Raw genomic sequence first — 16,748 nt, forward strand, 5'->3', positions numbered from 1 at the left:
TTCAGCTTCCCTATCACACAGACTTAAAAAGACCTTAAAAATAGCCAGACCTTTGCCTCATGTGTGATAGGCAAAGGTCTGGCTAACATTGTTCATGCCGGAATGGCCGAGAAGCAATCGCTGCTTCTGTAATGACGACCAAACCGTAAAAGCTACTCCCCTTTAGGAAACTGTTCAAATGTTATGTTTATCATATCGAATGTCAGGACAACCGTCAATGAGAAGCAAGCGGTAGGTCAATTCTCTTCATAAAGCATATAATCCGCTCCAGTGGACGCATAAATCCGGTTGCGTCCTTGGCGTTTTGACATATACAAGGCCTGGTCCGCTTCAAATAGAAGAGTTTCTAATACATTTGGATCATAAGCTGTGTGAGCAATTCCAAAGCTCGCTGTTACTCGCACTTTTTCCTCATCATTCTCAAAGAAACTCATCTCAAATGAATGTCTAATTTGCTCCGCAATATGACATGCCTCTTCGAAAGAATGATGCGGCAGACAAATAGCAAACTCTTCTCCGCCATATCGTCCGAATAAATCGTCCATTTGTAAATGCTGCTGACAAATGGTGACAACATGACGCAGTGCCTCGTCTCCAATATGATGTCCGTGTGTGTCATTGATTTGTTTAAAGAAATCAATATCAAACAGCATAACAGCCGTATCCTGCGCATCCTCTTCCAGGATCATCTGCGTTCGTTCAATAAATGAAGACCGATTGAAGATATTCGTCAATCCATCAATATACGCACGACGCTCCAGCTCTTCCTGCAGCAAACGCTGCTCTGTTACATCACTGATCACAATTTGCCTGCCCTCAATCTCTCCTCTTCTATTAAATAACGATGAAGCGGTCAGAAGATAATAGCTGGACTGATCTTCTTCCTTTTTCCACATTAAATCATATTGCGAATGATCCTGCGGAGAACGCAGCCACTGGAAGAACGCGGTATCTTTGATGATCCCTGAGAAAATATCGTCAATTTTAAAGCCAATCCCCTTTTTATTAGAAAGTGCTGGAATGATCGATGCAGCAGCGGGGTTGTAATCTATGAGTGTCCGGTATCGATCTAAAATGAGAACCCCTTCAGACATATGCTCAAACACACGCTCCATCGCAATGGGAGAGAGCTTAAAGAGCTGGAACGACATAATCGCCCATAAGTAGAGCGCATTGGTTAAAAACATCACCACAGGGACCGGGTCAATATGAAGAGGTGTCACGCCTAATAAATAGATAAAAGATGTCGTGATTGGCAGTAACATGCCCACTAGCAAAATAAGGATCTGCTTTAAATACTCTTTTTTTGTAACACGCAAAAACCAAACCAGCATAAAAATAGCGAGCATCGAACAGCCAAATGTATAGACGCCATGAATGATATACCAATAGCCAATCGTAAAGTCAGCCAATAAAAATCCGTCTACTGGATTCATCGTGATGCTTCGATAAAAGAGTGAATGAAAAGAGTTGGTGAACACCATAATGGTGGTGAGAGTTGGAATCAGTAAGATGAGAAGCACGCGGCGCTTTGTGAAATATTGATGGAATCCCGTAAATTGCAGCACAATCATCAGACTGAATGGCGCGATGAACGGAAGACCTATGTATTGAAAACAAACCCAGAACATAATCTCCCCAGGTGTACTTGCCAATAATTCAAACGTGTGCCCAAAGATATAAATCGCAGTTGCTCCAGACATGTACATAAACAATTGACAGCCAATATACCGGTGGCGGTTCGCATGAGCAATGATTGATAATATCACGGACAGAATGCCAGAAACACTCATGATCACAATAAAATGTAAAACAATCGAATCCATGTAAACGCCCCAATTTCAGTTATTTAGAACTAGTCTAATATAACTATATATGAGGAAGTCACAAATGGGAAGATGTGATTTTGATTTGGGTGGAGGTTTTTTGTAACATTTCAGGCGTTATCTGTTCGTGATCTCTTATATTTTCACTACTTTTTGCTTAATTTAAGATAGAAGTATGTTGCGCTCGGAGAAATATCTGTACAATGTGGGGATGAATGGAGAGGAGACTCAAAAGAAATATGACTTTTTGGATGATCATGACAGGGCTGTTTATACTGATTCTTTTGAAGAAACCGTTTGAAAAGAGAAGTTCTGGATTGTTATTTTTGATCAGTTATTTACTGCTGATTGCGATTTATGTGATCCAAACAACGTTTGTGGAACTTGTGCCGGATGGATTTTTGATGATGATTGCGGTGGTTGTCGTTTTTCCTTTGTTTGTTCGGTTGGTGGTGTCTTCTCAGAAGACACGTTCTTGAAAACTATACAAAAATGAGACTATGTTAGTACTTATTTTGCAAGTTTAATTATTAGTTAAATAGACAACTAACTAGTGTAAATGGTCAATTGAATTACCTTACAAAAAATAAGCAAGCAGAAGCTTGCTTATTTTTCATAATCACTTATTAGTAAATAACTTATCAATAATGTTAATAGCAATAAGACAAATAGGAAGTGCAATGATAATGTACAAAAAGTTTTTAGGTACAAACATATTGTAATAATAGAAAAATACACTGATAAAGAGAATCATAACAGCATACTTCATTATACTTTTCACAAAATTCCTCCTAATAAATATCCACCCAGCCATTATTAGGGCGTTTATCCCTTTTATCTAATTGTTTAGCAATTTGGGTTCCAATATCCAAATAATTTAGAGCAATTGCGACAGCAACACCAATAGAAACCGCTAATTTTTTAGCTCCCCACGCCTTTAATCTACTTGTTACGGTTTTAGTGAATATTCTTTTAGCTTCTGCTTTGCCTTTTTTAATAATAAATGATTGTATAACACCAACGCCACCCCCAACAGCAAAACCAATCACAGCATTGAAAACTGCACCTGCAAACCTAACAGATACACCAACCTTTATACCAGATGATTTTTTCTTTTTAGCAGCTTCAACTTCTTTAACCCCAAATGAAGAAGCAAATACCTCTTTAGCAAATGCTAAATTCTCATTTTCAAATAGAGTTGAATCATTTATTTCTTCCACTAACTCTTCTTGTGCTGCTGACAAATCATTATATGTATCAGATTCTTTATCGAAGAAATTTGTTAATTCTTTTTTAAATATTTCCTTCTCACTAACATTTGCAAGCTCTGTTTGTTCTTCTACTATTTTATCAAAAAGTTGCCTCTCATCTTTCGTCATTTCATCTATCGAAGGCATATTTCTAACCTCTTCTTCAAGATCGAACTCTTCAGATAAAACTTCCCTACTCAATTTAACATCATTTGAATTTATACCCTCTACTGTTTCACCTACTAGAACCCCCTCTAACACAGGTTGTTCCTCATTATCTGACTCTGCAAAACTAGTTAGAGTAGATAATGAACTAATCGTAAAGATAATTACTGTCAAAATTGATACTCTCTTAAAAAATACATTCATCGACACCTTTACAAATACCTCCTATAAAAGTTAAATTAAAACACATAAAGTCTATTTTAACATAAAAATCATAAAAAAATAGTATAATATTCTCTAGATAGGTAAATAATTATTAAATATAATCGAATTTCCAATTCTTAATACCTGCAAAAACGCCGAATAATAATTTAGGTTATAATACTACGGAATAAAAAAAAGACGCTTAAAATAGCGTCTTTTTTATTCTTAAAGTTTTTAATAAAATCCTTTTGTGTTAACCAATCGTTTAGAACACCATGTTGCCAAAATGTTGCCAGCCCCCGAATCAAGGGCTTTCAAACCCTTGATTCGGCTGCATTCTAAAAGTTTTGATGGAGACGGTGGGAGTCGAACCCACGTCCAGAGACATCGATTACTTAAGCGTCTACGAGCGTAGTCAACATATTTGGTGTTCACTCATCCTCATGCCTGCTGACGGGCGCTTGGAGAGCTAGTCTGATGGATCTCTTCTTACGTCCTCAGACGAAAACGTAAGCGTAGCCTACTTCATTGGGCTCCTCACAGACACATAGGCGATGTCAGGAAGAGCTCGCTGCACTTATTAGGCAGCTAGTGCTAAGTTTTGGTTAAAACTTTTAGTTTTGCCAGTTACATTTAGTGCGTGTTAACGAGATCGCCTCTCGGCTCGCAGCTCAAGCTCGAACCGCCCCTGTCGAATCCGTAACGTCCCCTTGTAAAAGGGATATACGGGATGGAAACGTTCAGCTTAACTGCTTCCGTATATAACTATTATAACAATCTTATCGCTTGAAACAACTGGTGGTTTCTGTAAGAAAAGCGGTGATTGTTTACTGCATAACATATTGTAGCATAATGCTTCCGCTCTCAGCAAGCCATCTGCATCAGGCTAGAATTGCTTTTGTCGATCACGGAAGGCACGGTCGATTTCGCGTTTTGCATCTTTTTTCTTCAGATCTTCACGTTTATCGTATTTCTTTTTCCCTTTACCAATTCCGATCAACACTTTGGCAAAGCCATTTTTTAAATAGAGTTTCAGAGGCACGAGTGAGTAGCCTTCTTCCTTTGTCGCACCAATCAATTTACTAATTTGCTTGCGATGAAGCAGCAGCTTTCTCGTTCTCAGCGGGTCATGGTTATAACGGTTCCCCTGCTCGTATGGGCTCACGTGCATGTTGTGAAGAAACACTTCTCCTCGCTCAATTTTGGCAAAGGAATCTTTTAAATTCACTTTTCCTGCACGAATCGATTTGATTTCAGTTCCTTGTAACACAAGGCCAGCTTCATACGTTTCTTCTATAAAATAGTCATGATTTGCTTTTTTGTTTTGGGAAACAACCTTTCCCTCTCCCTTTGGCATTGGCGTACACCCTCCTTTTGACACAAACACGGTCCAAATCGTACGGATTATTTTATCAAACAATCCAGCTTTCGACAACGCTGACGCTATGTGGTCAAAAAGCAAATAGAGCGTGATGCTCTATTTGCTTTTTGTCACGTTACTTTTTCTTTTTACGTTTTTGTTTTGGTGCGTTATCAAATACGCGTTTTTTCTTTTTCTTCTTCTTACGGCCTGTGAACCAGTCACTTCCGCCTTTATCCTCTTTGGCTTTATCCCCAGAGGCATTTTGGCCTCCGTGCCCTTTTTTCGCTGGTGAATCTGTTCGTTTTTTAAACTTAAAATCTTTCGGCGATTTACGGCGGGTGCCTTTCATGCCGACGATTTCAAAATCAATCGAGTGCTCATCTTTATTGACATTCACCACTTTGACTGTGATTTCATCACCGATACGGTAGACATTTCCTGTGCGTTCACCGATCATGGCAAAGTGCTGCTCATCAAAGCGATAGTAGTCGTCTGTCATGTAGCTGACATGAACAAGACCTTCAATTGTATTCGGCAGTTCAACAAATAGTCCGAAGTTCGTCACGGAACTAATCATGCCATCAAACTCTTCACCGATTTTATCAAGCATAAATTCTGCCTTCTTGAGATCATCTGTTTCACGCTCTGCATCGACTGAGCGGCGCTCCATTGTAGACGCATGATCTGCAATTTCAGGAAGCAGCTGACCCCACTTTTCTAGAGTTGCTTCGTCTGTCTTTTTCTGAATCAAATAGGTTCTAATTAGTCTATGCACGATTAAATCCGGATAACGGCGGATCGGTGATGTGAAATGTGTATAGAATTCCGTTGATAATCCAAAATGGCCGATGCTTTCTGGATCATATTTCGCCTGTTTCATCGAACGAAGCATCACGGTTTGTATCACAACTTCTTCTGGTTGATCCCTCACAGCATCAAGTACACTTTGAAGTGCACGCGGGTGAATGTTTGTCGACGTTCCTTTCACAATGTAACCAAACGTTGTCACGAACTCTAAAAAGCGCTGAAGCTTCTCAGGATTTGGTTCTTCGTGAATTCGATAAATGAAAGGTACATTCAACCAGTGGAAATGCTCTGCAACTGTTTCGTTAGCAACAAGCATGAATTCTTCAATTAATTTCTCTGCGACTGAACGCTCGCGAACGACAACGTCTTTCGCCGCTCCTTCATCATCTACAAGTACTTTTGCTTCCTTGAAGTCAAAGTCTACTGCCCCGCGCTCCATCCGTTTTTCGCGAAGGATCTCTGCAAGCTTCTCCATCTCTTGGAACATTGGGACGAGCGGCTCGTATTTGTCTATAAGCTCCTCGTCTTGATCGACTAAAATCTTATTCACATCAGTATAGGTCATTCTTTCCGTCGTTTTGATCACACTTTGGAAAATCTCGTGTTTGACGACCTTCCCATTTCGATCAATGACCATTTCACAAGACAGCGTGAGACGATCGACCTTCGGATTCAACGAGCAAATACCGTTTGACAGGCGGTGCGGGATCATAGGAATGACGCGGTCTACGAGATATACACTCGTTCCACGCTCATAAGCTTCCTGATCAATCGGAGAGTTCTCTGTGACATAATGAGAGACATCTGCAATATGCACCCCTAGCTTATATTTGCCATCATCCAGCTTTTGCACCGTAACGGCATCATCTAAGTCCTTCGCATCTGCTCCGTCAATGGTTACAATCGTTTCATTGCGTAAGTCACGTCTGCCTTCTAGGTCTTTTTCATCAATCGTTTCAGGTGTGTCTACTGCCTGCTGGAGCGCTTCTTCTGGGAACTCACCTGGCAGGCCGTGTTTATGAATGATTGATAGTATATCAATGCCAGGGTCATTTTTATGACCAAGGATTTCAGTGACTTCGCCCTCTGCACTCATTCTTCCTTCTGGGTAGCTAGTCAGCGTCACGACCACTTTATGCCCTTCGACCGCTCCATTTTTAGCGGATTTCGGGATGAAGATATCGGTTGTGATTTTTTTATCATCAGGAATGACAAAGCCAAAGCTTTTCGTTTCTGTATAGGTACCGACAACCGTCTGAGTATTACGCTCCAGAATTCGGATGACAGTCCCTTCTTTTTTTGTGCCGTTTGATTTGTGGCTGACACGAACCATGACCGTATCACCATTCATCGCTGTGCCTAGCTCATTAGGCGGAATGAAAATATCATCCTGTCCAAACTCTTCTGGTGTCACAAATGCAAAGCCTTTTGCATGAGCAGACAGCTTTCCTTTTACCAAGTTCATTTTTTCCGGTACACCGTAGCGATCGCTGCGCGTGCGAACGATGAGTCCTTGATCTTCCAGCATCACAAGTGCTTTGACGAGCTCTTTATAATCATCTGGATTGGTAATCTCCATCATCACTTCCAGCTCTTGAACGGTTAACGGTTTATACGCTTCATCTTTCATAAAAGCGAGTAATTCATTCATAAATTCTTCTTTTTGCACACTCTAACCCCCTATATATTTAAACTGACCAATCAAGTGATTCTAAGAATGCATATACATCCTGATGAACCTTCTCGCGCTCTTTATCAAGCGTGATCGCATGGCCTGATTCTTCATACCATTTCAAATGCTTTTGATCTGTCTCTACTTCGTTGTAAATGATATTCGCACTGTCTGTATTAATCATATGATCGTGACGTGCCTGAACAACAAAAGTAGGTGAATAAATCATGTCGACATTATTTCTAACATCTGCAATCAGTTCTTGCAGGCTTCTCAGTGTATCCATGGGCGTTTTCTTGAACTCTTCCATTTCCTGTTCAATTTGGTCCTCTGACTTACCCTCGAATTTCTTATAGTTACGGGCATATTCTAGTACACCCTGGTACATGACTTCTTCACTTTTTATGTACATAGGTGCACACATAGGTACAATTCCCTTTACAGGTACAGTGTAACCTAATTTCAATGAAAAAACTCCTCCGAGGGATAGGCCGCAAACCGCAATTTCCTCATAGCCTTCATCTTTTAAGAATTGATAGCCTTCTTCTACATCCTTCCACCAGTCATCCGGTCCAAAATGGACAAGCTCTTCTGGCGGCACGCCGTGTCCTTTATATTGTGGTGCATGACACGTATACCCTCTTTCGTTCAAATAACGGCCTAGCATTCGAACATCGGCTGTATTCCCAGTAAAACCGTGAAGAAGAAGCACCGCCTTTTCTCCACCTTTAAACGTAAATGGTTTTGGTGTAACAACTTTCATGATGTGACTTCCTTTCCTTCCGATATGGTTTATATTTTCCACTTGTATGTATGAAACAAACACAAAAGAGTGCTGATAATAAAAAAAGGTCTGAAAAAAGATCAGACCTTCTGTTACTCGCGCTTTATACGCCTAAATATGCCAATGCAAGTGTTAAGATGAAGAAAAGCACTGACAAAATAACCGTTAAACGGTGAAGTATCAAGTCAAGACCTCTCGCTTTTTGCTTACCGAAAAGCTGCTCGGCTCCACCTGAAATAGCGCCTGACAGTCCAGCACTTTTACTAGATTGTAACAATACAACGATGATAAGTGCGATACTGACAATTACGAGTAATGTGATAACAAATGCGTGCATGAAAACACCTCCAGACAAACTGGTACACATAACTTTATTTTACATGAAAACAAGGTGCATGTCACGAAACATCAAAATAAAGATTCCCTCTATATTCTGGACTTTACTCGTTATTTTGATTCAATTTCATTCCAAAGAGTAGTATGCAGCATTTTTTATATGCAATTTTCGTTTAAAAACATGTTTTTAACGGGTTGCTTCTTCTTTCAATAGCTGTTTTAATTCTACTAACAAACGTTCAGCTCCTTCAGGACTCAGCATCACTTTCCCATTTCCATAGCTTTTGTTATACTTCGTCACTTGTCCAGTTAACAGGCAGCTCTTATCTGCATCATATTTTTTCAGCATAATGGTTTGATCTTCAATGAAAATTTCTAAAAGCTGCTCTTCTTTAATATTGAGTACCTTGCGCATTTCTGAAGGCAGAACAATTCTGCCTAGTGAATCAATATGTCTGACCATCCCAGTTCTTTTCAACGACATTGCCTCCTTGATCATTTCATTCATTGACTTTTGTCAACATTTTCATAGTAAAATAGATCTTCAAATTTTTTATCAAAGTAATGAATCATTTTGCCAATGACAAGCTGACCTGGTTTCCGATGACCATTTAATACCCTGCTGAGTGTGGCAGGAGAAATGCCAATTTCATCAGCGAGCTGATTTAAAGACATATCGTTTTCGATCATATACTGCATGACATAAGTCCGCCTGATCTGAATCTTTTCGACCATCATTACAACCTCCTATGGAATCAATATGTACAACGTGTAGGTGCTCACATGAAACAGATTCATTAACTTAAGTCAACACTTTTACCCCTCTGCTATTTCCTTTGGTCAATGATCATACTAAAATAAGTCATATACTGAAATGTGAGGTTCGATGTCATGAATCACTTTGGTGAACAATTACGCATTTTAAGAGAAAATAGAAAAATGTCTGTCAATCAACTCGCCATGTATTCAGGTGTAAGCGCTGCTGGTATTTCTCGAATCGAAAATGGAAAGCGTGGTGTGCCGAAGCCTTTAACCATAAAAAAATTAGCACACGCCTTGAAGGTGCCTTATGAGGATTTAATGCTGCTTGCAGGTCATATTGAACAGGAACAAGTTCATGAAATGAAACCAAAATATGAATCCATGTTGAAAATCTATCAAACGGCGCTTCAAAAGGATGTAGAACATCTTCCCATTTTTGACGGAGACCTATGGGAAAGGCTATCCGCACAAGACATCAGCCAGCTGAATGAATACTTTCTCACGCTCATCAACCAAAAAAAGACGAACAAATAGCGGGGCATAACCCTAAGATACATTCACTATTAACTAATGTCAATATTTTCATGGTATACTTGTTGCCAATAGTCAACAAATCAAGTAAAATAGATATATCTAATCTATAACCATGTGAGGTTTTGCCTTGATGAACTTTGGTGCATACTTAAGAGCATTACGTGAGGAAAAGAAGCTGTCAGTGAACCAATTAGCGATGTATTCAGAGGTCAGTGCTGCTGGTATTTCTCGTATTGAAAATGGGAAACGCGGCATTCCGAAGCCTCCTACGATAAAAAAACTAGCCGGTGCATTAAAGGTTCCTTATGAGGAAATGATGCAGGCTGCGGGCTATATTGAGGAAGCCTCTTCTGTCCATCAGCTGAAGGAAGAGGAAACGGCATTATCCAAAATAAAGGAAGCCGCAGCGCAATATGAACTTGGTGATCTCGAACTATTTGATGGAGACATTTGGTCAACTCTTTCGAAAAAAGAAATAGAAGATCTTAACCGCTATCTGTTATTTATATTAAACAGCCGTTCGTCATCATAGAATGTTTTGATCATTGACAAGCTTTTTGAGCTGATTTATGACAAATTTACGGTATAATGGGTTCAGATTGGAGTGAAGAAAGATGAATCAATCTGACATGTGCCCGCGGTTTGAAAAAGCAGTTGAGTTATTGAGTAAACGCTGGGTTGCACTGATTGTTTTTCAGCTTCTCTCAAGTCCGCAGCGCTTTGGTGAAATTGAGGCCGCTCTGACAAATTTAAGCGGAAGAGTATTATCTGAGAGATTAAAAGAGCTGGAAGCAGCAGGCATTGTAAAACGGGAGGTTTTTGCTGAAACACCCGTGCGTATTGAGTATTCTTTAACTGATATGGGGCGTTCCCTTGCACCCGTTTTTGAGGAAATTTCGAAGTGGTCTACTGAATGGATCACGCTTGAATCATAAAATACCCGCATGTGAACTGCCTGATCATCATAAAACTACCTCCCTTACAGATGTAAGGGAGGTTTTGTCTTTACAACCGCTTAAGCAGATGTCATGTTTTTTTCAGCTAATGCTTTTCTTTCTTTTTTCTTGTTCGTTGGGCTTAAATAGCGTTCGAGCCAGCCCATGACTAGGTCAGCGATAATGGCCATGAGTGCAGTTGGAATAGCACCTGCTAAAATGATGGCTGTTCCGTTTGTGGCGTTTGATCCTCTGATGATGATATCACCTAGACCTCCCGCGCCAACAAATGTCCCAATCGCTGTAATGCCGATAGCGATGACCAGTGCAGTTCTTAAACCAGCCATAATAACCGATAAAGCAAGCGGTAATTCAACCATTCTCAGCACTTGCCATTTCGTCATGCCCATCGCTTTACCCGATTCTAAATAAGCATGTTCAATGCTGACAATCCCTGTATACGTGTTGCGGATGATCGGCAGAAGCGAATACAGAAAGAGTGATATGATGACTGTATTTGCGCCAAGTCCTAACACGAGCATCAACACGGAAAGCATTGCTAACGCCGGTATGGTTTGAATGACGTTGGTAATGGCGAAGATCCAATTGCTTAGCTTACGGTAATGCGCCACAAAGATGCCTACTGGAATTCCGACTATTGCCGCAAACAGCACCCCATACGCTGACATGAGAAAATGCCGATAAAATTCTTCTAACACATATGAACCGTTCTGCTGATAATACGTCCATAATTGCTGCAGTGTGTCCATCAGCCGTGACACCTCCCCATCTTACTCAAAGTAATTGTGCTTTTTCAGGAAATTCTTCGCAACGGTGGCTGGTTCTTGAAGCTCTCCGTCGACTTGATAGTTCAGCTCTTGCATTTGTTCTGTATTAATTTTTCCGAGCAGTCTGTTGATCACCTTATCAAGCCCTGGGTTCTCTTTTAAAACTTTTTCCGGGACAACGGGCGATGCATCATATGGCGGGAAAAACCGCTTATCATCTTTTAAAATTTTGAGGTCATAGGCTTTGATTCGTCCATCTGTTGAATAGGCAAGCACAATATCCATTTTTTCATTTTTTAATGCATCGTACACTAAACCAATCTGCATTGGATACGTGCTTCCAAATTCAATTCCGTATGTTTTCACGAATCCTTCATAACCGTCGCCTTTCTTTTTGAGCCATATATTATCGACACCGAACCGGTAATTCTTCGCATTCTTTTTCAAGTCAGAGACCGTTTCTAACTTGTTTTCCTTCGCCATCTTTTGCGTCACGGCAAAGGCATACGTATTGTCAAAGCCATAGGAATCAAACCATTTGTAATCATAGCGTTTCTTAAATTCTTTTTGGACGATTTCCATTGCACGCTCCGGGTCTTTTTCCGCATCCATTCCAAGCGTACTTGTCAAATCTGTCCCTGTATATCTTGTCGCCGAAATGTCGATATCCCCATTTTCCATTGCTTTCTGCTGTACGGTATTAGAGCCTAAGTTTTTCACAATGGTTGTCTTTTTATCTGTGTAATGTTCGATGATCTCGCTAACCATATAGGCCATGATTTCTGATTCGGTAAAGTTTTGTGCTCCCACCCGCAGCGTATTGCCTGAGGAGCCGGCTAGTCCAGGAAGTGAACAGCCGCTTATCAATAGCAAGCATCCAGCAAGCAGTGCGCTGATCCATTTTGTTTTTCGATTCTTCACATAAGCCAACTCCTTATGAAACTTCCTTCAATCCTTTTAAGCCTTCTGGTGTTACTTTTTTCTCCAGCTTCATCAATGTAAAGTCAATGATGACCGCTAAAATGGTGACTGGGATGGCACCTGCAATAATGTATTCCGGCTGGTATAGCTGAAGTCCAATTAAAATGTAGTCACCAAGACCGCCTCCACCGATAAAAGCAGCAAGTGTTGTCCAGCCAATTAAATAAATCGTTGACGTTCGGACACCTGCCATAATGATCGGTACAGCAAGCGGAAGTTCCACGAGACGAATTTGTTCCCATGTGGTCATGCCGATCCCTTTACCGGATTCAAGCAGATTTTTGTTCACACCTTGGACGCCGGCATACGTATTTCTCAAAATAGGCAATACCGAATAGAAAAAGAGAGCAACGATTGCAGGTATTTTCCCAACCCCCAAAATAGGAATAAAAAATGCAAGAATCGCTAAACTAGGGAGTGTTTGAAAGATATTCACGACACCGATGACAAAGCCTGCGCCTCGTTTCATTCGCGTGAGAACGACGCCTAAAGGAACGGCAACGATAATTCCTAGCACGACAGCAATTAAGGAAATATATAAATGCTCCCACATTTTTGTGAGGAGTTCCCCACCATTTTTCTCTAGAAAATCGATGATTTGATCCATGTGTCCACCTCCCTTAGTTCATTTCAATGGCAGACGCTGGCGTATCGTCTCCCCAAATGGAGTCGTACACAACATCTACAAGACTTGCCCGTGTCACAATGCCTTTTAAATGCCCTTTGGCATCGACAACTGGTACATATTTAATACCGCGTATTAAGATTTTCCGAACGGTGTCTCTGAGAAGTGCGCCTTCTTGTACAGTATAGAACTCTGTATTTAAGATCTCACCAACGAAAGCCGCTTTTCTGCGGTTCGCATCAATAGTTTCAATATCGATATAGCCTTTTAACACATCATGTTCATCTACTACAAGCAAGGAATCGACCCGCTTTTCTCTCATGATGTAGATGGCATCAGTCAACGTTTGTTCGACTGTAATGGTGACTGGTGACGTGTTCATCATTTGTTCTACACGTTCCATATTCGGATTTGATTGAAGCAGGCGTTCTTTTCCAATGAATTCTTCAACGAACTCGTTGGCTGGGTTACGCAAAATATCTTCTGGTGTGCCTACTTGGACAATCTCTCCATCTTTTAAAATCACAATTCGGTCAGCCAGTTTAATTGCTTCATCCATGTCATGTGTGACGAATACGATGGTTTTATTTAACGTTTTTTGCAGCTTCTTAAATTCTTCCTGCAATGTATCTCGTGTAATTGGATCAAGTGCACCAAATGGTTCGTCCATGAGGATCAGAGGGGGTTCTGCTGCCAGTGCGCGAAGAACTCCGATGCGCTGCTGCTGTCCTCCACTGAGTTCATGAGGATAGCGCTCTAAAAATTCTGGGCCCATGTCGACGAGCTTCAACAGTTCGCGTGCTCGTTCCTTCCGTTTTTCTTCCGGCCATTTTAAGAGCTTCGGCACAAGTGAGATGTTTTGCGCGATGGTCATATGGGGGAACAGTCCAATTTGCTGAATCACATAACCGATTTCTCTTCTTAATTGAACTGGATCTTTTTTCATGATATTTTCTCCCTCGATAAAAATATTTCCTGAGGAAGGTTCGATGAGTCGGTTGATCATCTTCATGGTTGTGGTCTTACCACAGCCACTCGGTCCAATAAAACAAATAAATTCTCCTTTTGCTATGTCTAAATCAATATTTTTGACAGCTTTTTTTCCGCCTTTATACGTCTTAGATACATTCTCTAGTTTCAGCAAATGAGACACCTCCAATTAGTTGGATCTATATATTCAGAAAATTTACACCTTATTAATTATAGTGCAAACTTTATAAAATAAAAAGTTTATGATGTGTTTGTATTGCATAACATTTATATAAAATTTTCAGTTAACGCCGTAATATCTAGATATCTCTCCTTTTTCCTCCAAATTACTAGCAATTACTCAATATTTATTGTTTTCATCAACAAACAGGTATATGATATATTGTGTTACAAATTGTCAGTCGTGAAGGGATGAAGCGGGGAGTGGACAAGCAAGCGCTAGGCGCCATTCAAAAAGCACAGGATCATTATATTGAAAAAGCTGCAGAGAACATGAATGCCTTTGGTCTTTCTTCTACAGTGGGTAGAGTGCTTGGTATCATTCACATGAACCGTAAACCAATGACGCTGGAAGAGCTATCAGAGGCGACCGGCATGAGCAAAACGAGGATGAGTCAAGTCGTTCGAGAAATGCTCGATTTAAATATTGCGGAAAAGGTTTATGAAAAAGGAATACGTAAAGATCTTTATGACGTTGAGCAAGATCAATACCAAACGTTTATTTCATTGTTTGCAGCCAATTGGACACGTGTTGTCAGTAAAAACCGTAAAGCACATAAGAAAACGTGCAAGGAATTGCAAGAGCTGCTTGAACAGGAAGATTTACCAGAAGAAACAGAGGATAAAATCAATCTGCTTCTTTCAGAAATCAAGGAAAGTCTTGATTACTATGATTGGATTAGCCGCTTAATTGAGTTCTTTGAAAGTGAAGAAGTATTTAAGCATGTGCCGAAACCTTAAAAAAAGCTGTTTTATTTTACATCATTGTAGAAAAAAACAGCTTTTTTATATACACTTATGACATAAACATCGGAAACATCCCTTTTAAGCCTGCGCCGATCATTTCAACTGCCACTACAGCCAGAATTAATCCCATCAAACGCGTCACGACATTCATCTCTGTTTTCCCCATTTTTCGCATAATAAAACTTGAATAATGAAAGGCATAATACGTCATAGCAAGAACGATGACAATGCCAACTAGAATCGCAAACATGTGGAGCATCCCTTGACTTCCCGGGGTTAAACTCATCACTGTAGCGATTGTACCGGGACCAGCGATGATCGGGATCGCCAGCGGCGTAACGGAGATATCTGCCTTCTCTTTGCTTTCTGCCTTTTCCTCCGAATGAGGATTTTGGACGTGTGATTCTTTTGCATTCAGTAAATTGTAAGCGATACCAAAAATAAAAATACCGCCAGCGATGCGAAGTGCATGAATATCAATTCCAAACAGTTTGAAAATGAGCCTGCCTGCCAATAGAAAGGCAATCAAAATAATAAAAGAGACCACGATGGCTTTTTTGGCTGTCTGGGAGCGCTCTTTCTCTGTATAGCCCTCTGTTAAGGTGATGAAAAGAGGTACGTTTCCTATGGGGTTTGATACAGCAAATAATGAGACGACAACATGAATCATAAAGGAAATCAACAGACACCCTCCTTTTTGCATAGTGTCTGCCATTCTGATGTGAATATTCCCTTGTGATGTTAAAACCTGTATATCTTTAACCGATGATAATAGTGGTTTAAAGAAAGGGGTTCACACATGAAGAAAACAATGACGATCCTTCTTCTGTCTGTAGCAGTTATTGCCTTAGGTGGCTGGATTGTTGGGCAGCAGCAGACCATCGTAAAAGCAGAGAAAACACATCAGCAAGAAAGCAAAACGAGCGATCTGAAGCTCTCGCAGTTAACATCAGATCAAACAGATATGAAGCATAAAAACGATGAACAAAAAAAGCAAATAGCCACCGTCACAAAAAAGCTCAAAAAAGAAAAGAAAGCCTATGAAAAAGAGGTCAAACAGCGTAAAGCGCTTGAGATAAAAGTCGACCAGCTTCAAAAAGAGCTGGCAGCAGCAAAAGCCACTGCTCAAGCAAATAAGCAGACCGCTCAGTCTACAAGGAAACCAACTGTCAAAAAAGACCCGAATGTCACTCATCATCCTCCCTCACAGTGGGTACAGGACCAATACGATTGGGGCGTGAAACAAGGGTATATTAAAGAATAGAAAGGATGAAAAAATGTGATACAGATTCGGCGATTATCTCATGATGAATCTCTCCCAATGGATCTTTTACTATTAGCTGATCCTTCAAAGGAAAAGGTTCTTGCTTATGTACAATCCGGTTCTTGTTATGCGGCTTTTCATGAAGATGATGTGATTGGTGTCTATGTGCTATCATCGCTCTCTCAGCATTCAGTGGAAATCATGAATGTGGCTGTGAAGGAGTCATGGCAAGGAAGGGGAATTGGGAAGCAGCTGATCCGCCATGCAATCGCTGAAGCGAAAGCTGCTGGTTTTCATACGATTGAAATCGGCACAGGCAACTCGAGTATTCAGCAGCTCGCACTTTATCAAAAATGCGGCTTCCGCCTAACGTCGATCGATCGCGATTTCTTCCTTAAGCATTATGATGAACCAATTTATGAAAACGGGATTCAGTGTATAGATATGGTACGGCTGTCACTTACATTTCAAGCAGACTGACTATTTGTTCAGCCTG

20 protein-coding genes and 1 other RNA gene are annotated in these 16,748 nt (G+C 40.5%); 7 read left to right on the forward strand and 14 right to left on the reverse strand.

What is annotated here, in order from left to right; all coding sequences use genetic code 11:
- Nucleotides 1-236: 236 nt before the first annotated feature.
- A complete protein-coding gene (locus tag NSQ36_RS15715; protein WP_212045544.1) occupies nt 237-1,826 on the reverse strand; it encodes a histidine kinase N-terminal 7TM domain-containing protein in 1,590 nt (529 codons plus the stop codon).
- A 239-nt stretch (nt 1,827-2,065) separates the two neighbouring features.
- Here NSQ36_RS15715 and NSQ36_RS15720 point away from each other — a divergent pair, with 239 nt between their 5' ends.
- Nucleotides 2,066-2,305 (forward strand): hypothetical protein, encoded by a 240-nt coding sequence (locus tag NSQ36_RS15720; protein WP_050944161.1) that lies wholly within the window; start codon nt 2,066-2,068, stop codon nt 2,303-2,305.
- Between the two features lie 312 nt (nt 2,306-2,617).
- Here NSQ36_RS15720 and NSQ36_RS15725 read toward each other — a convergent pair whose 3' ends face one another.
- The 8 genes from NSQ36_RS15725 to NSQ36_RS15760 all read right to left on the reverse strand — a co-directional run bounded on the left by NSQ36_RS15725 (nt 2,618) and on the right by NSQ36_RS15760 (nt 9,145).
- Nucleotides 2,618-3,451 carry a hypothetical protein gene (locus NSQ36_RS15725; RefSeq protein WP_106032204.1) on the reverse strand — a complete coding sequence of 278 codons (834 nt, stop codon included), beginning with the start codon at nt 3,449-3,451 and terminating at the stop codon, nt 2,618-2,620.
- 342 nt (nt 3,452-3,793) lie between these two features.
- Nucleotides 3,794-4,155, reverse strand: a transfer-messenger RNA (tmRNA) gene (gene ssrA, locus NSQ36_RS15730).
- 176 nt (nt 4,156-4,331) lie between these two features.
- Nucleotides 4,332-4,802, reverse strand: coding sequence for an SsrA-binding protein SmpB (gene smpB, locus NSQ36_RS15735; protein WP_003213153.1), 471 nt, complete (start codon nt 4,800-4,802; stop codon nt 4,332-4,334).
- Between the two features lie 139 nt (nt 4,803-4,941).
- On the reverse strand, nt 4,942-7,284 hold the full coding sequence (gene rnr, locus NSQ36_RS15740) for a ribonuclease R (RefSeq protein ID WP_050944163.1): 2,343 nt from the start codon (nt 7,282-7,284) through the stop codon (nt 4,942-4,944).
- A gap of 19 nt (nt 7,285-7,303) precedes the next feature.
- Complete coding sequence (locus tag NSQ36_RS15745; RefSeq protein ID WP_251190812.1) at nt 7,304-8,050, reverse strand: carboxylesterase; 747 nt, start codon at nt 8,048-8,050, stop codon at nt 7,304-7,306.
- Between the two features lie 124 nt (nt 8,051-8,174).
- A complete protein-coding gene (gene secG / locus NSQ36_RS15750) occupies nt 8,175-8,408 on the reverse strand; it encodes a preprotein translocase subunit SecG (RefSeq protein ID WP_003212746.1) in 234 nt (77 codons plus the stop codon).
- Between the two features lie 186 nt (nt 8,409-8,594).
- Nucleotides 8,595-8,885, reverse strand: a complete 291-nt coding sequence (locus tag NSQ36_RS15755) for an AbrB/MazE/SpoVT family DNA-binding domain-containing protein (RefSeq protein WP_003213714.1) — start codon at nt 8,883-8,885, stop codon at nt 8,595-8,597.
- A 26-nt stretch (nt 8,886-8,911) separates the two neighbouring features.
- On the reverse strand, nt 8,912-9,145 hold the full coding sequence (locus NSQ36_RS15760; RefSeq protein ID WP_003213379.1) for a helix-turn-helix transcriptional regulator: 234 nt from the start codon (nt 9,143-9,145) through the stop codon (nt 8,912-8,914).
- Between the two features lie 153 nt (nt 9,146-9,298).
- On the opposite strand from NSQ36_RS15760, the gene NSQ36_RS15765 reads away from it, so the two are divergent.
- The 3 genes from NSQ36_RS15765 to NSQ36_RS15775 all read left to right on the forward strand — a co-directional run bounded on the left by NSQ36_RS15765 (nt 9,299) and on the right by NSQ36_RS15775 (nt 10,638).
- Complete coding sequence (locus tag NSQ36_RS15765) at nt 9,299-9,703, forward strand: helix-turn-helix transcriptional regulator (protein ID WP_003213200.1); 405 nt, start codon at nt 9,299-9,301, stop codon at nt 9,701-9,703.
- 130 nt (nt 9,704-9,833) lie between these two features.
- Nucleotides 9,834-10,235, forward strand: coding sequence for a helix-turn-helix transcriptional regulator (locus NSQ36_RS15770; RefSeq protein WP_003213015.1), 402 nt, complete (start codon nt 9,834-9,836; stop codon nt 10,233-10,235).
- 82 nt (nt 10,236-10,317) lie between these two features.
- The gene (locus tag NSQ36_RS15775; RefSeq protein WP_050944175.1) at nt 10,318-10,638 is read left to right on the forward strand and encodes a helix-turn-helix domain-containing protein; all 321 of its coding nucleotides are present in this window, start codon (nt 10,318-10,320) and stop codon (nt 10,636-10,638) included.
- Nucleotides 10,639-10,718: 80 nt separating this feature from the next.
- On the opposite strand, the gene NSQ36_RS15780 is transcribed toward NSQ36_RS15775, so the two are convergent.
- The 4 genes from NSQ36_RS15780 to NSQ36_RS15795 are packed head-to-tail and all read right to left on the reverse strand — an operon-like array spanning nt 10,719 to nt 14,176.
- Nucleotides 10,719-11,408 carry an ABC transporter permease gene (locus NSQ36_RS15780; protein ID WP_003213726.1) on the reverse strand — a complete coding sequence of 230 codons (690 nt, stop codon included), beginning with the start codon at nt 11,406-11,408 and terminating at the stop codon, nt 10,719-10,721.
- Nucleotides 11,409-11,429: 21 nt separating this feature from the next.
- The gene (locus NSQ36_RS15785) at nt 11,430-12,347 is read right to left on the reverse strand and encodes an osmoprotectant ABC transporter substrate-binding protein (protein WP_251190810.1); all 918 of its coding nucleotides are present in this window, start codon (nt 12,345-12,347) and stop codon (nt 11,430-11,432) included.
- Nucleotides 12,348-12,360: 13 nt separating this feature from the next.
- Nucleotides 12,361-13,014, reverse strand: coding sequence for an ABC transporter permease (locus NSQ36_RS15790; RefSeq protein WP_003213477.1), 654 nt, complete (start codon nt 13,012-13,014; stop codon nt 12,361-12,363).
- Nucleotides 13,015-13,027: 13 nt separating this feature from the next.
- Nucleotides 13,028-14,176 (reverse strand): betaine/proline/choline family ABC transporter ATP-binding protein, encoded by a 1,149-nt coding sequence (locus tag NSQ36_RS15795; RefSeq protein ID WP_003212926.1) that lies wholly within the window; start codon nt 14,174-14,176, stop codon nt 13,028-13,030.
- Between the two features lie 269 nt (nt 14,177-14,445).
- On the opposite strand from NSQ36_RS15795, the gene NSQ36_RS15800 reads away from it, so the two are divergent.
- Nucleotides 14,446-14,982 (forward strand): GbsR/MarR family transcriptional regulator, encoded by a 537-nt coding sequence (locus NSQ36_RS15800; RefSeq protein ID WP_012011291.1) that lies wholly within the window; start codon nt 14,446-14,448, stop codon nt 14,980-14,982.
- A 55-nt stretch (nt 14,983-15,037) separates the two neighbouring features.
- On the opposite strand, the gene NSQ36_RS15805 is transcribed toward NSQ36_RS15800, so the two are convergent.
- The gene (locus NSQ36_RS15805; protein ID WP_251190809.1) at nt 15,038-15,670 is read right to left on the reverse strand and encodes an NAAT family transporter; all 633 of its coding nucleotides are present in this window, start codon (nt 15,668-15,670) and stop codon (nt 15,038-15,040) included.
- 117 nt (nt 15,671-15,787) lie between these two features.
- On the opposite strand from NSQ36_RS15805, the gene NSQ36_RS15810 reads away from it, so the two are divergent.
- Both NSQ36_RS15810 and NSQ36_RS15815 read left to right on the forward strand, forming a co-directional pair.
- On the forward strand, nt 15,788-16,252 hold the full coding sequence (locus NSQ36_RS15810) for a hypothetical protein (protein ID WP_251190808.1): 465 nt from the start codon (nt 15,788-15,790) through the stop codon (nt 16,250-16,252).
- 15 nt (nt 16,253-16,267) lie between these two features.
- A complete protein-coding gene (locus NSQ36_RS15815) occupies nt 16,268-16,732 on the forward strand; it encodes a GNAT family N-acetyltransferase (protein WP_251190807.1) in 465 nt (154 codons plus the stop codon).
- The last annotated feature ends 16 nt before the right edge of the window (nt 16,733-16,748 follow it).

The organism is Bacillus sp. FSL W8-1143, from assembly GCF_037965155.1.
In the GTDB taxonomy this organism is placed as follows: domain Bacteria; phylum Bacillota; class Bacilli; order Bacillales; family Bacillaceae; genus Bacillus; species Bacillus pumilus.